At 66.6% G+C, this 13834-nt stretch carries 11 protein-coding genes and 1 pseudogene; 10 read left to right on the forward strand and 2 right to left on the reverse strand.

The genetic code is table 11. The features are described 5' to 3' along the window. Window positions 1–270, forward strand: a pseudogene (locus BT264_RS29935) (IS5/IS1182 family transposase); the annotation flags it as partial. A 276-nt stretch (window positions 271–546) separates the two neighbouring features. On the opposite strand, the gene queF reads toward BT264_RS29935, so the two are convergent. Together queF and ilvA are read right to left on the reverse strand one after the other, a co-directional pair. Continuing rightward, window positions 547–1371, reverse strand: a complete 825-nt coding sequence (gene queF / locus BT264_RS29940) for an NADPH-dependent 7-cyano-7-deazaguanine reductase QueF (RefSeq protein ID WP_072443516.1) — start codon at window positions 1369–1371, stop codon at window positions 547–549. A 12-nt stretch (window positions 1372–1383) separates the two neighbouring features. Continuing rightward, window positions 1384–2907, reverse strand: coding sequence for a threonine ammonia-lyase, biosynthetic (gene ilvA, locus BT264_RS29945; protein WP_072443514.1), 1524 nt, complete (start codon window positions 2905–2907; stop codon window positions 1384–1386). Between the two features lie 578 nt (window positions 2908–3485). On the opposite strand from ilvA, the gene BT264_RS29955 reads away from it, so the two are divergent. From BT264_RS29955 to BT264_RS29995, 9 genes are all read left to right on the forward strand, one after another. Then, a complete protein-coding gene (locus tag BT264_RS29955; protein WP_072443511.1) occupies window positions 3486–7511 on the forward strand; it encodes a DUF3683 domain-containing protein in 4026 nt (1341 codons plus the stop codon). Window positions 7512–7598: 87 nt separating this feature from the next. Beyond that, the gene (locus BT264_RS29960; RefSeq protein WP_034179010.1) at window positions 7599–8042 is read left to right on the forward strand and encodes an HIT family protein; all 444 of its coding nucleotides are present in this window, start codon (window positions 7599–7601) and stop codon (window positions 8040–8042) included. Beyond that, window positions 8039–8452 carry a gamma-butyrobetaine hydroxylase family protein gene (locus tag BT264_RS29965; RefSeq protein ID WP_034179009.1) on the forward strand — a complete coding sequence of 138 codons (414 nt, stop codon included), beginning with the start codon at window positions 8039–8041 and terminating at the stop codon, window positions 8450–8452. The genes BT264_RS29960 and BT264_RS29965 overlap by 4 nt, the downstream gene beginning before the upstream one ends. 52 nt (window positions 8453–8504) lie before the next feature. Continuing rightward, window positions 8505–9236 (forward strand): bifunctional demethylmenaquinone methyltransferase/2-methoxy-6-polyprenyl-1,4-benzoquinol methylase UbiE, encoded by a 732-nt coding sequence (gene ubiE / locus BT264_RS29970; protein ID WP_072443509.1) that lies wholly within the window; start codon window positions 8505–8507, stop codon window positions 9234–9236. 41 nt (window positions 9237–9277) lie between these two features. Continuing rightward, window positions 9278–10318 carry a Tim44 domain-containing protein gene (locus BT264_RS29975; RefSeq protein ID WP_034179007.1) on the forward strand — a complete coding sequence of 347 codons (1041 nt, stop codon included), beginning with the start codon at window positions 9278–9280 and terminating at the stop codon, window positions 10316–10318. 164 nt (window positions 10319–10482) lie between these two features. Next, entirely contained in the window at window positions 10483–11109 is a 627-nt protein-coding gene (locus BT264_RS29980; protein ID WP_072443507.1) for a ubiquinone biosynthesis accessory factor UbiJ, read from the forward strand. Between the two features lie 12 nt (window positions 11110–11121). Continuing rightward, the gene (gene ubiB / locus BT264_RS29985) at window positions 11122–12699 is read left to right on the forward strand and encodes a ubiquinone biosynthesis regulatory protein kinase UbiB (RefSeq protein ID WP_072443505.1); all 1578 of its coding nucleotides are present in this window, start codon (window positions 11122–11124) and stop codon (window positions 12697–12699) included. 17 nt (window positions 12700–12716) lie between these two features. Next, window positions 12717–13343, forward strand: a complete 627-nt coding sequence (locus BT264_RS29990) for a class I SAM-dependent methyltransferase (RefSeq protein WP_072443503.1) — start codon at window positions 12717–12719, stop codon at window positions 13341–13343. 95 nt (window positions 13344–13438) lie between these two features. Continuing rightward, window positions 13439–13789, forward strand: a complete 351-nt coding sequence (locus tag BT264_RS29995; RefSeq protein ID WP_047898999.1) for an FmdB family zinc ribbon protein — start codon at window positions 13439–13441, stop codon at window positions 13787–13789. Window positions 13790–13834 lie beyond the last annotated feature (45 nt).

Consider the following 13834-nt stretch of genomic DNA (forward strand, 5'->3'; position numbering starts at 1 on the left):
TACCACCCGGGATTGCGGCGCGGTATCACGCGAGGGCTGCGCGCGATGATTCGCAGGCGAAGCGCGATCGAGCCTGCCATCGGTCACATGAAGGCGGACGGCAAACTTGATCGGAACTGGCTCAAAGGCGCGCTCGGCGATGCGATGCACGCGGTGCTGTGCGGCGCCGGCCACAACCTGAGAATGATCCTCAGGAAGCTGAGGCTTTTTTACGCCCTTGTTCTGATCGCTTTGCTCAACCGCTCGACGGCTACCGTCGTCGCGACATAACAGCCAGCGTCGCACAAAACGAATTATTCAGGCCCGACTAAGTAACTGGCATTCTTGATGTTGATCATTGGCGTCGCTACGGCGTCACTCGCTGATGCCGAAGGATTAGGCCGCCTCCAATCTGAAGTGCAGCACCTTGCCATCCGGTAAGGTGCGGTGAAGGACAAGAACGAAGTAACCGACAACTACAACCCGAAGAGCGTATGCGCATCGAAGTTTGGAGGGCAGAGAACGTCAGCCCGCGGCCATTTGAGTGACGCTCGCCACCTGCCGCCCTCACTGCCGCGCCGTCCGCGCGTTGTCCGGCATCGGCTGGTTGTAGTTCGTGCGGAACGGGTTGATGTCGAGCCCGCCGCGGCGCGTGTAACGCGCGTACACCGCGAGCTTCACCGGTTTGCACGCATGCAGGATGTCGAGGAAGATTCGCTCGACGCACTGCTCGTGAAAGCCCGTGTGATTGCGGAACGAGATGATGTAGCGCAGCAGGCCGGCATGATCGATCTGCGGCCCGACGTAGTGGATCTGCACGCTGCCCCAGTCGGGCTGACCGGTGACCGGGCAGTTCGAGCGAAGCAGGTCCGACACGAGCGTCTCCTCGACCGGCGCTTCGTTCTCGGCGGCCGACAGCAGCGACGGATCGGGTTCGTACACGTCGGTGTCGAGATCGAGCCGGTCGAGCGACAGCCCGTCGAGCTCTTCCATCTCGAGCTTGCCGAAATCGTGCGGCGACACGAGCTGCACCGACACGCTCGCGCCGCACGCGGCCGACACGTCGCGCTTGAGCACGTCGCGCACCGCGTCGACCGAGTCGAACTTAGATTGTGCGAACGAACCGAGATACAGCTTGAACGACTTCGATTCGACGATGTTCGGCGATTCGGCCGGCACGAAGAACGTCGCGACCGCGACCTGCGGCTTGCCGCGCGCGTTGAGCCACGACAGCTCGTACGCATTCCAGATGTCGGTGCCGAAGAACGGCAGCGCCGACGCGATGCCGAGCTGCTCGCGCGCGCCCGCGCGCGGGATCGGGAACAGCAGCGACGCATCGTACCGGGCTGCGTAGACGGTGGCCTTGCCGAGCGGGGAATGTTCGGGATTCATTGCGTGACGCCTTTACGACAGGAAGAGGCGGTAAGCCGGGTTGGCGCTCTCTTCGACATACGGATAGCCGAGTGCCGCGAGGAAGCCCTCGAACTCGGCGCGATCGGCCTGCGGCACCTGCAGCCCGACGAGGATCGAGCTGTAGTCCGCGCCCTGGTTGCGGTAGTGGAACAGGCTGATGTTCCAGTCCGGCGCCATCGACGACAGGAACTTCATCAGCGCGCCCGGCCGCTCCGGGAATTCGAAGCGGAACAGGCGCTCGTCGAGCGCGAGCGGCGAGCGGCCGCCGACCATGTAGCGGATATGTTCCTTCGACAGCTCGTCGTGGGTCAGGTCGACGGTCTTGAAGCCGTGCGACTCGAAGTTCGCGGCGATCTCCGCCGATTCGCCGCGCCGGCGGATCTGCACGCCGACGAAGATGTGCGCGGACTGCGCATCGGCGATCCGGTAGTTGAACTCGGTGACGTTGCGGTCGCCGACGAGCGAGCAGAAGCGCTTGAAGCTGCCGCGCTCCTCGGGGATCGTGACCGCGAACACGGCTTCGCGCGCCTCGCCGACCTCCGCGCGCTCGGCGACGAAGCGCATCCGGTCGAAATTCATGTTCGCGCCGGACGTGACCGCGACGAGCGCCTGGTTCTCGATCCCCTCGCGTTCCGCGTACAGCTTCGCGCCCGCGACCGCGAGCGCGCCGGACGGCTCGAGTACGCTGCGGGTATCCTGGAACACGTCCTTGATCGCCGCGCACAGTGCGTCGGTGTCGACGGTCACGACGCCGTCCAGGTATTCGCGGCACAGCCGGAAGGTTTCCTCGCCGACGAGCTTCACCGCGGTGCCGTCCGCGAACAGGCCGACCTCGGTCAGCTCGACGCGTTCACCGGCCTTCAGCGACTGCGCCATCGCGCACGAATCCTCGGCCTGCACGCCGATCACCTTGATCTCCGGGCGCACGGCCTTCACGTATGCGGCGACGCCGGACGCGAGGCCGCCGCCGCCGATCGGCACGAAGATCGCGTGGATCGGGCCCTGGTGCTGGCGCAGGATCTCCATCGCGATGGTGCCCTGGCCGGCGATCACGTAAGGATCGTCGAACGGGTGGACGAACGTGAGGCCGCGCTCTTCCTGCACCTTGACCGCATGCGCGTACGCGTCGCTGTACGACTCGCCGGCCTGGATCACCTCGACGCCCGGGCCGCCGTGCGCGCGCACCGCGTCCACTTTCACCTGCGGCGTCGTGACGGGTACGACGATCACCGCCTTGACGCCCATCCGGGCCGCCGAGAACGCGACGCCCTGCGCGTGATTGCCCGCCGACGCGGTAATCACGCCGCGCGCAAGCGCGTCGGCTGGAATGTGCGCCATCTTGTTGTACGCGCCGCGCAGCTTGAACGAGAACACCGGCTGGTTGTCCTCGCGCTTCAGGTAGACGGCATTGCGCAGCCGGGCCGACAGGTTGCGGGCGGGTTCGAGTTCCGTCTCGATCGCGACGTCGTAGACGCGCGCGGTGAGGATTTTCTTCAGGTAATCGTGGGATGCCATGGGCGCTCGCGTGCAGTGCGGAAGCAGACGGTAAAATGTCAATGATAGCGCCAAGGGTCCGCCCGCACGCAAGCGGCATGCCGGGCGAGCGGTCGCGGGGCGGCGCGGGCGGCGCATTCGCGACGCCGGGCGTCCCGTTTTTACCGGTTTAACCGCGCGGTTACCGACCGGACGGGCGGCGAATGATCGCACGAATCCGCGCCGAACCAGGCCTGGCGCGGCTTGCGGGGATAGCCCCACGACCTGTCCGGCGTGTCACGCATGGCCCGATCATGGGTTAGAATTCCGTTTTGAATCAAGGATCGGAAGATGCAGAGGCACCCTCGGATCGCCCCGTTGAAGCCGACGCCGCGCGCAGCCAGCCCCGCGGCGGAACGGCACGCGCGCCGCGCGCGATCGTGCTGATGGTTCCGAGTGCCGCCAGGCCCTGTCGCCGGCCAGGAGGGGCGAATCAACGCCCGCTCCGGCCCCATGAAGGACAGCCGCGCGCCTGGTAACAGAACAGATTTCCCCAAGATTGCGCCCACGCGCTTGCCGACGCCCGTGCACGGGGTATCGGCCCTCCGAGTCGTCCGAACATGAACGCACCACAAGTTTTCGATCCGAATGGCGCGGCCGCCGCCGTCGCCGCCGACCCCGCGCCCCGGTTGCGCGAGATCCCCTACAACTACACGTCCTTCTCGGATCGCGAGATCGTGATCCGCCTGCTCGGCGAAGAGGCGTGGTCGGTGCTCGACGAACTGCGCGCCGAACGCCGTACGGGTCGCTCGGCACGGATGCTGTATGAAGTGCTCGGCGATATCTGGGTCGTGCGCCGCAATCCGTATCTGCAGGACGACCTGCTCGACAACCCGAAGCGCCGCGCGCTGCTGATCGAGGCGCTGAACCACCGCCTGACCGAGATCGGCAAGCGCCGCAGCGCGGATCTCACCGCGCACCGCGACGACGCGGGCCGCGAGCGCGCGGTGCGCGTCGAGATGCTCGAAGCCGCCGCGCAGCGTGCGGTCAACGAGTTCGCCGACGAATTCGAGAAAATGGCCGACCTGCGCCGCCGCGCGACCAAGGCGCTCGGCCGCTGCACGCAGAAGGACAACATCCGCTTCGACGGGCTGTCGCGCGTGTCGCACGTCACCGACGCGACCGACTGGCGCGTCGAATACCCGTTCGTCGTGCTGACGCCCGATACCGAAGCCGAGATCGCGGGCCTGATCAAGGCCTGCTTCGAGCTCGGCCTGACGGTAATCCCGCGCGGCGGCGGCACCGGCTACACGGGCGGCGCGGTGCCGCTCACGCCGTTCTCCGCGGTGATCAACACCGAGAAGCTGGAACAGCTCGGCGCGGTCGAGCTGACCGAGCTGCCGGGCGTCGCGCACAAGGTGCCGACGATCTTCTCCGGCGCGGGCGTCGTCACGCGCCGCGTGACCGAGGCGGCCGAGGCGGCCGGCTACGTGTTCGCGGTCGATCCGACTTCGCTCGACGCGTCGTGCATCGGCGGCAACGTCGCGATGAACGCGGGCGGCAAGAAGGCCGTGCTGTGGGGCACCGCGCTCGACAACCTGGCCTGGTGGCGGATGGTCGACCCGGACGGCAACTGGCTCGAAGTCACGCGCCACGAGCACAACCAGGGCAAGATCCACGACATCGCGGTCGCGCGTTTCGAGCTGAAGTGGTTCGACGGCGCGTACGCGCCTGGCGAGAAGCTGCTGCGCAGCGAGATGCTCGAGATCGAAGGCCGCCGGTTCCGCAAGGAAGGGCTCGGCAAGGACGTGACCGACAAGTTCCTCGCCGGCCTGCCGGGCGTGCAGAAGGAAGGCTGCGACGGGCTCATCACGTCCGCGCGCTGGGTGCTGCACAAGATGCCCGCGCACACGCGCACCGTCTGCCTCGAATTCTTCGGCCAGGCGCGCGAGGCGATCCCGAGCATCGTCGAAATCAAGGACTACCTGTTCGAAACGTCGAAGCAGGGCGGCGCGATCCTCGCGGGCCTCGAGCACCTCGACGAGCGCTACCTGCGCGCGGTCGGCTACGCGACCAAGAGCAAGCGCAATTCGTTCCCGAAGATGGTGCTGATCGGCGACATCGTCGGCGACGATGCGGATGCAGTGGCGCATGCGACGTCCGAAGTGATCCGGATGGCGAACGGCAAGAGCGGCGAGGGCTTCGTCGCGGTCAGCGCGGAGGCGCGCAAGCGTTTCTGGCTCGACCGCAGCCGCACGGCCGCGATCGCGAAGCACACGAACGCGTTCAAGATCAACGAGGACGTCGTCATCCCGCTGAACCGGATGGGCGAGTACACCGACGGCATCGAGCGGATCAACATCGAGCTGTCGCTGAAGAACAAGCTGCAGCTCGTCGATGCGCTGGAAGCGTTCTTCCGCGGCGGCAACCTGCCGCTCGGCAAGACCGACGACGCGAACGAGATTCCGAGCGCCGAGTTGCTCGAGGATCGTGTCCAGCAGGCGCTGGAACTGCTCAAGCGCGTGCGCGCGCGCTGGGAATTCGTGCGCGACCGGCTCGACCAGCCGCTGCGCGAGGCGCAGCACTACCTCGTGCAGCTCGGCTATGAAGCGCTGGCCGAGAAGTTCGCGGATCGCGCGGACGAGCAGCCGGGCGCGACCGTGTTCCACATCACGCAGGACCGCACGGTCCGCATCTCGTGGAAGCAGGAGATCCGCGCTGAGCTGCGCGCGATCTTCAACGGCGGCGCGTTCAAGCAGATCCTCGACGAAGCGCAGGCGATCCACAAGCAGGTGCTGCGCGGCCGCGTGTTCGTCGCGCTGCACATGCACGCGGGCGACGGCAACGTCCATACGAACATCCCGGTCAACTCCGACAACTACGAGATGCTGCAGGACGCGCACGCGTCGGTTGCGCGCATCATGAAGCTCGCGCGCTCGCTTGACGGCGTGATCTCCGGCGAGCACGGGATCGGCATCACGAAGCTCGAGTTCCTGACCGACGACGAGATCGCCGAATTCCGCGCGTACAAGCAGCGCGTCGACCCGAACGGCCGCTTCAACAAGGGCAAGCTGCTCGACGGCGCCGATCTGCGCAACGCGTACACGCCGAGCTTCGGGCTGATGGGCTACGAGTCGCTGATCATGCAGCAGTCCGACATCGGCGCGATCGCCGATTCGGTGAAGGACTGCCTGCGCTGCGGCAAGTGCAAGCCGGTATGCGCGACCCACGTGCCGCGCGCGAACCTGCTGTACAGCCCGCGCAACAAGATCCTCGCGACGTCGCTGCTGGTCGAGGCGTTCCTGTACGAGGAACAGACGCGCCGCGGCGTGTCGATCAAGCACTGGGACGAGTTCAACGACGTGGCCGACCACTGCACGGTGTGCCACAAGTGCGCGACGCCGTGCCCGGTGAAGATCGATTTCGGCGACGTGACGATGAACATGCGCAACCTGTTGCGCAAGATGGGCAAGAAGAAATTCAACGCCGGCAATGCGGCGGGCATGTTCTTCCTGAACGCGACCAATCCGCAGACGATCAACGCCGCGCGCAGCGTAATGATGGGCGTCGGCTACAAGGTGCAGCGCTTCGCGAACGACATGCTGAAGAACGTCGTGAAGAAGCAGACGCAGCACCCGCCGGCGACCGTCGGCAAGCCGCCCGTCGTCCAGCAGGTGATCCACTTCGTCAACAAGAAGATGCCGGGCAACCTGCCGAAGAAGACGGCGCGCGCGCTGCTCGACATCGAGGACAACAAGATCGTACCGATCATCCGCAACCCGAAGTCGACGACCGTCGATTCGGAGGCGGTGTTCTACTTCCCGGGCTGCGGTTCCGAGCGGCTGTTCTCGCAGGTCGGCCTGGCGACGCAGGCGATGCTGTGGGAGGCCGGTGTGCAGACGGTGCTGCCGCCGGGCTACCTGTGCTGCGGCTATCCGCAGCGCGGCTCGGGCCAGTACGACAAGGCCGAGAAGATCGTCACGGACAACCGCGTGCTGTTCCACCGCGTGGCGAACACGCTGAACTACCTCGACATCAAGACGGTGGTCGTGTCGTGCGGCACGTGTTACGACCAGCTCGCAGGCTACGAATTCGACAAGATCTTCCCCGGCTGCCGGATCATCGACATCCACGAGTTCCTGCTCGAGAAGGGGATGAAGCTCGACGGCGTGACGGGCACGCGCTACATGTATCACGACCCGTGCCATACGCCGATCAAGACGATGGACCCGGTCAAGCTCGTCAACGAGCTGATGGGCACGGAGAAGGACGGCTACAAGATCGAGAAGAACGACCGTTGCTGCGGCGAATCGGGCACGCTCGCGGTCACGCGCCCGGACGTGTCGACGCAGGTCCGCTTCCGCAAGGAAGAGGAAATCCGCAAGGGCGCGGCGAAGCTGCGCAGCATCCCGGTCGTCGCCGGCGATGCCCCGGCGACGACCGCAGCGGCCGCGAACGGCCCGGACGTGAAGATCCTGACGAGCTGCCCGTCGTGCCTGCAGGGCCTGTCGCGCTACAACGAGGATGCGAACATCGAGGCCGACTACATCGTGGTCGAGATCGCGCGCCAGGTGCTCGGTGAAAACTGGATGGCCGATTATGTCGCACGTGCGAACCATGGCGGGATCGAGCGCGTGCTGGTCTAATGCGGGCATGACGACCGCCCGACCGGGCTTGGGATGAGAGCGGGCGCCGGCGCCGATGCGCGGGCGCCCGCCCACATGGGAGCGACGATGGAATGCGTGTTTTGCCGTGAAGACGGCGGCGAGCTGCTCTGGCGGGACGATGCGCTGCGCGTCGTGCTGGCGACGGGCGAGCACGACTACCCGGGCTTCTGCCGGGTGATCTGGGGTGCGCACGTGGCCGAGTTTTCCGATCTCGGCGAGCCCGAGCGGGCACACCTGATGCGCGTGGTCTACGCGGTCGAGCGGGCCGTGCGCCGCGTGATGCAGCCGAACAAGGTGAATCTCGCGAGCCTCGGCAACATGGTGCCGCACGTGCACTGGCACGTGATCCCGCGCTTCTCGAACGACGCCCATTTCCCGCAGCCCGTATGGGCGCCGCGCCAGCGCGGCGTGTCCGAGGCGCTGCTGCGCACGCGCGCCGCGCAGGCCTCGCTGCTGCACAATGCGGTGCGCGAGGAAATTCAACGAACGACCGATTCGAGGCAGCCATGAGCGGTTTGACTTCCACGACGCCGATTCCGTCCGGCGTCGTCGTGCACGCGGTATCGCGCGTGCTCGAATTGCAGTACCCGAACGGCGACAGCTACCGGATTCCGTTCGAGCTGATGCGCGTCTATTCGCCGTCGGCCGAGGTGCGCGGCCACGGGCCCGGCCAGGAGACGCTGCAGACGGGCAAGCGCGAGGTGACGATCACCGCGCTCGAAGGCGTCGGCAACTATGCGCTGCAGCCGACGTTCTCCGACGGCCATTCGACCGGCATCTACTCGTGGGACCTGCTGTACGAACTGGCGACGCAGCAGGACGCGCTGTGGCGCGACTATTTCGACAAACTGAAGGCGGCGGGCGCCGATCGCGACGCCCCGATGCAGGCGGCCGCGGCGCCGCACGGCCACTGCCACTGAAATCGACGGCGCCCGCTCGGCGCCGTCTTGCCATTTACTGAGGATCAACGCGATGAGCAAAACCCACTTCGGCTTCGAAAGCGTCGAGGAAAACGAAAAAGCGAAGAAAGTGGCGGGTGTGTTCCATTCGGTCGCGAGCAACTACGATCTGATGAACGACCTGATGTCGGCGGGCATGCACCGCGCGTGGAAGGCGTTCACGATCGCGCAGGCGAACGTGCGTCCCGGCTTCAAGGTGCTCGATATCGCGGCCGGCACCGGCGACCTGACCAAGTCGTTCGCGAAGGCGGCCGGGCCGACGGGCGAGGTCTGGCACACGGACATCAACGAATCGATGCTGCGCGTCGGCCGCGACCGGCTGCTCGACAAGGGCATCGTGACGCCGTCGCTGCTGTGCGACGCGGAGAAAACTCCCTTTCCGGACAACTACTTCGACGTCGTCACGGTCGCGTTCGGGCTGCGCAACATGACGCACAAGGACGCCGCGCTGGCGGAAATGCGCCGCGTGACGAAGCCCGGCGGCCGCGTGATGGTGCTGGAATTCTCGAAAGTCTGGGATCCGCTGAAAAAAGCGTACGATCTGTATTCTTTCAAAGTATTACCGTGGCTTGGCGACAAGTTCGCGAAAGATGCTGAAAGTTACCGGTATCTTGCTGAATCTATCCGGATGCACCCCGATCAGGACACGCTGAAGACGATGATGGAACAAGCGGGCCTCGATGCCGTCAAATATTACAATTTGTCAGGTGGCGTGGTAGCTTTACACATGGGAACCAAGTACTAAGGGGTTCTTTCCATACATTCGCCTTACATCTGGAGAAAGTGATGTCCGAATCGCGTTCGTTGTTCAACCGTAGCAAGCCGTCGAAGCCGTGGGCTCGACGGGTCGGCACGCTGCTGATGGTCGGCCTGCTCACGGCCGGCACGTTCGCGTCGCTCGACGCCGAAGCCAGGCGCATGGGGGGCGGGCGCAGCATCGGCCGCCAGAATTCCACCGTCACGCAGCGCCAGGCCACGCCGCCCGCGCAGCAGCCGATGCAGCAGGCCGCGCCGTCGCAGGCGCAGCGTGCCAACCCGGCCGCGCCCGCGCCGGCCGCGCAGCCTAACCGCTCGCGCTGGCTCGGGCCGATCGCCGGCCTCGCGGCCGGTCTCGGCATCGCGGCGCTGCTGTCGCACTTCGGTCTCGGCGAAGCGTTTGCCGGCATGATGTCGAACATCATCGTGATCGCGCTGCTCGCGATGATCGGCATCTGGCTGGTGCGCAAGTTCATGAACCGCCGTCGCTCGCAGGAGCCGGCGTATTCGGTCGGCGGTTCGGCATCGTCGTCGGGTGGCTACTCGCAAAGCCCGTCGTTCCAGCAGGGCAATACCGGCAGCAACCAGGCGGGCAGCGGCAGCAGCTACGCGAACGAAGCGCAAGGCGTGTTCGGCGGCGGTGCCGCGGCTGCCGGCGCGGCAGCGGGTGCGATGGCCTCGGCCGCACCGCTCCAGGTGCCGGCCGGCTTCGACACCGAAGCGTTCCTGCGCAGCGCGAAGGTCTATTTCGTGCGCCTGCAGGCTGCGTGGGACCAGGGCAACCTGGCCGACATCCGCGAGTTCACGACGCCCGAAATGTTCGCCGAGATCAAGATCGACCTCGATTCGCGCGGCAACGAGTCGAACCAGACCGACGTCGTGCAGCTCGACGCGGAACTGGTCGCGATCGAGGATCGCGGCATCGAGCAGTCGGCGAGCGTGCGCTTCCACGGCCTGATCCGCGAATCGGCGAATGCGTCGGCCGCGCCGTTCGACGAAGTGTGGAACCTGTCGAAGTCGGGCAGTCAGGGCTGGCTGCTCGCGGGCATCCAGCAGCTCAACACGCACTGAGCGTGACCGGCGGCCCGCGCCGCCGGATGCCCGGGCGAGCGCCGCCGCACTGCGACCGCTTGCCGCCCGGGTGTACGGTCGGGCACGGTCTGCCGACGATCCGACGTTACAATAGAAACCCGCGTGGGCGCCCGGCCTGCGCGGGTTTTTTCTTTCCCAGCCCGATGACCTTTGCCGCCAAGCCTTTTGCTGCTGCTGTCAATCACCTGCTCGCGCGCGAATCGTGGGCGCGCGACCGCCTGATTCCGTATGCGGGCAAGACTGCCCGGATCGACGTGCCCCCCGTCACGCTCACGCTGCTGGTGCAGCCCGACGGCTACCTGTCGGCTGTCGACGCGCACGATGCGCAACAGGTCGACGTGTCGATCGCACTCGCGGGCGACACGGTCGCCGCGTTCCTGCAGGGCGGCCAGGCGGCCGTGATGAAGCACGTGAAGATCGACGGCGATGCGGAGTTCGCGACGCAGATCGCGAAGCTGGCCGAGCACCTGCGCTGGGAACCGGAAGAAGATCTCGCGAAGCTGGTCGGCGACGCGGCGGCACACCGGATCGCGACGGTCGTGCGCGATGCCGGCGCGCGCGCGCGACGTACCGGCCGCAACGTGCTCGATTCCGTCGCCGAGTACTGGCTCGACGAGAATCCGCAAGTCGTCCGGCGCACGGCGCTCGGCGGCTTCGACGCTGAACTGGCGCGCGCACGCGATGCGCTCGCGCGGGTCGAAAAGCGGGTCGAGCGACTCGAACAAAAAATCGGCGCGCGCACGGGTTCAGGCCCGCGCGGCGCGCACTGAGGGCCGCAGGGCATGCGCATTTTCCGTTTCATCAAGATTGTCTACACCGTCATCCGCTTTGGCCTCGACGAAGTGATGCTGTCCCGGATCGACGACCGGCGCGTGAAGCTGCTGCTGCGGATCACGACGATCGGCCGCCGCTACTCCGATCCGCCCGCCGTGCGGCTGCGTCACGCGCTCGAAAGCCTCGGCCCGATCTTCGTGAAGTTCGGCCAGGTGCTGTCGACGCGCCGCGACCTGCTGTCGGTCGATTTCGCGAACGAACTCGCGAAGCTGCAGGACCAGGTGCCGCCGTTCGATTCGGCGGTCGCGATCGCGATCATCGAGAAGTCGCTCGGTGCGCCGGTCGACGAGCTGTTCGACGAATTCGAGCGCGAGCCGATCGCGAGCGCGTCGATCGCGCAGGTGCATTTCGCGAAACTCAAGCAGGGCTTGCACGCGGGCAAGGCCGTCGCCGTGAAGGTGCTGCGCCCGAACATGCTGTCCGTGATCGATTCGGATCTCGCGCTGATGCGCGACATCGCCATCTGGACCGAGCGCATGTGGGCCGATGGCCGGCGCCTGAAGCCGCGCGAGGTCGTCGCCGAATTCGACAAGTACCTGCACGACGAGCTCGACCTGATGCGCGAGGCCGCGAACGGCAGCCAGTTGCGCCGCAATTTCGCGGGCCTCGACCTGCTGCTCGTGCCCGAGATGTTCTGGGATTTCTCGACGTCGCAGGTGCTCGTGATGGAGCGCATGACCGGCGTGCCGATCAGCCAGGTCGAGACGCTGCGATCGGCCGGCGTCGACATCAAGAAGCTCGCGCGCGAAGGCGTCGAGATCTTCTTCACGCAGGTGTTCCGCGACGGCTTCTTCCATGCGGACATGCACCCCGGCAACATCCAGGTGAGCCTCGACCCGAACACGTTCGGCCGCTACATCGCGCTCGATTTCGGGATCGTCGGCGCGCTGTCCGATTTCGACAAGAATTACCTCGCGCAGAACTTCCTCGCGTTCTTCAAGCGCGACTATCACCGCGTCGCGACGCTCCACCTCGAATCGGGCTGGGTGCCGCCCGAGACGCGCGTCGAGGAGCTCGAAAGCGCGATTCGCGCGGTGTGCGAGCCGTATTTCGACCGTGCGCTGAAGGACATCTCGCTCGGCCAGGTGCTGATGCGCCTGTTCTCGACGTCGCGCCGCTTCAACGTCGAGATCCAGCCGCAGCTCGTGCTGCTGCAGAAGACCATGCTGAACGTCGAAGGGCTCGGCCGCTCGCTCGACCCCGAACTCGACCTGTGGAAGACCGCGAAGCCTTACCTCGAGCGCTGGATGACCGAGCAGATCGGCCTGCGCGGCTGGTACGAGCGTTTCAAGGTCGAGGCGCCGCAGTGGAGCAAGACGCTGCCGCAACTGCCGCGCCTGATCCATCACGCGATGGCGGCGCGCCATGACGCGCCGCGTGCCGCGAGCGAGGACCTGATGCGCCAGGTCCTCGTCGAGCAGAAGCGTACCAACCGGCTGCTGCAGGCGCTGCTGATCTTCGGCCTCGCCGTCGGCGTCGGGGCGCTCGTCGCGCGCGTGCTGCTCGCGCTCGCGTACGGCGCATGACCGAAAGGAGCAGGGCGATGTCCGATCCGAAGCAACCGGCCGCACCGGCGGCCGCCGATTTCGCGACGCGCGACCCCGGCAACGCGTCGTTCTGGGACGAGCGTTTCGAGCGCGGCGTGACGCCGTGGGAATTCGGCGGCGTTCCGGACGGCTTTCGCGTGTTCGCGCACCGGCTCGAGCCGTGCGCGGTGCTGATTCCCGGTTGCGGCAGTGCGCAGGAGGCCGGGTGGCTCGCGCAGGCCGGCTGGCCCGTGCGTGCGATCGATTTCGCCGCGCAGGCGGTGGCTGCCGCGAAGGCGCGGCTCGGCGCGCATGCGGACGTCGTCGAGCAGGCCGATTTCTTCACGTACCGGCCGCCGTTCGACGTGCAGTGGGTGTACGAGCGCGCGTTCCTGTGCGCGCTGCCGCCGGGCCTGCGCGCCGACTATGCGGCACGCATGGCCGAGCTGCTGCCGGCAGGCGGATTGCTGGCCGGCTATTTCTTTCTGACGGCGAAACCGAAGGGGCCGCCGTTCGGGATCGAGCGTGCCGAACTCGACGCGCTGCTCGCGCCGCACTTCGAACTGATCGAGGATTTGCCCGTGATCGATTCGCTGCCGGTGTTCGAAGGGCACGAGCGCTGGCTCACGTGGCGCCGCCGCTGATGTCCGGGCGTCACGGCCGTTGCCGGAGCGCGCCGAGGTTTCGGCTATAATTCAAGGTTTTGCAAGCCGTTTCCAGTTTCCGCGGGAAAAATATCATGCCGATCTACGCCTATCGATGCGAAGCGTGTGGTTTCGCGAAGGACGTGCTCCAGAAGATGAGCGACGCGCCGCTGTCGCAGTGCCCGGAATGCGGGAAGGATGCGTTTCGCAAGCAGGTCACCGCCGCGGGCTTCCAGCTGAAGGGTTCGGGTTGGTATGTCACCGATTTCCGCGGCGGCTCCGGCGGCGCCAGCGCACCGGCGACGGCGTCGGGCGACGCGGCGCCGGCAGCCGCTGCGGCGGCCACGCCCGCAGCGGACGCACCGGCTGCATCGAGCAGTTCCGAAAGCACGACGACGAGTGCCGCGCCGGCCCCGGCCGCAGCGCCCGCCGCCGCCAGCAGTTGACCGTCGCGGCCCGGCCGGGCCGCGACCACCCCGCGCCGCCGGCGC

Source organism: Burkholderia sp. NFPP32, from assembly GCF_900119325.1.
GTDB classification, from domain to species: Bacteria; Pseudomonadota; Gammaproteobacteria; order Burkholderiales; family Burkholderiaceae; genus Burkholderia; species Burkholderia pyrrocinia_C.

Excerpts from the sequence above, each read along its gene's own strand:
- queF (WP_072443516.1), bottom strand. The coding sequence starts at position 1,371 with ATGAATCCCGAACATTCCCCGCTCGGCAAGGCCACCGTCTACGCAGCC.
- ilvA (WP_072443514.1), bottom strand. The coding sequence starts at position 2,907 with ATGGCATCCCACGATTACCTGAAGAAAATCCTCACCGCGCGCGTCTAC.
- BT264_RS29955 (WP_072443511.1), top strand. The coding sequence starts at position 3,486 with ATGAACGCACCACAAGTTTTCGATCCGAATGGCGCGGCCGCCGCCGTC.
- BT264_RS29960 (WP_034179010.1), top strand. The coding sequence starts at position 7,599 with ATGGAATGCGTGTTTTGCCGTGAAGACGGCGGCGAGCTGCTCTGGCGG.
- BT264_RS29965 (WP_034179009.1), top strand. The coding sequence starts at position 8,039 with ATGAGCGGTTTGACTTCCACGACGCCGATTCCGTCCGGCGTCGTCGTG.
- ubiE (WP_072443509.1), top strand. The coding sequence starts at position 8,505 with ATGAGCAAAACCCACTTCGGCTTCGAAAGCGTCGAGGAAAACGAAAAA.
- BT264_RS29975 (WP_034179007.1), top strand. The coding sequence starts at position 9,278 with ATGTCCGAATCGCGTTCGTTGTTCAACCGTAGCAAGCCGTCGAAGCCG.
- BT264_RS29980 (WP_072443507.1), top strand. The coding sequence starts at position 10,483 with ATGACCTTTGCCGCCAAGCCTTTTGCTGCTGCTGTCAATCACCTGCTC.
- ubiB (WP_072443505.1), top strand. The coding sequence starts at position 11,122 with ATGCGCATTTTCCGTTTCATCAAGATTGTCTACACCGTCATCCGCTTT.
- BT264_RS29990 (WP_072443503.1), top strand. The coding sequence starts at position 12,717 with ATGTCCGATCCGAAGCAACCGGCCGCACCGGCGGCCGCCGATTTCGCG.
- BT264_RS29995 (WP_047898999.1), top strand. The coding sequence starts at position 13,439 with ATGCCGATCTACGCCTATCGATGCGAAGCGTGTGGTTTCGCGAAGGAC.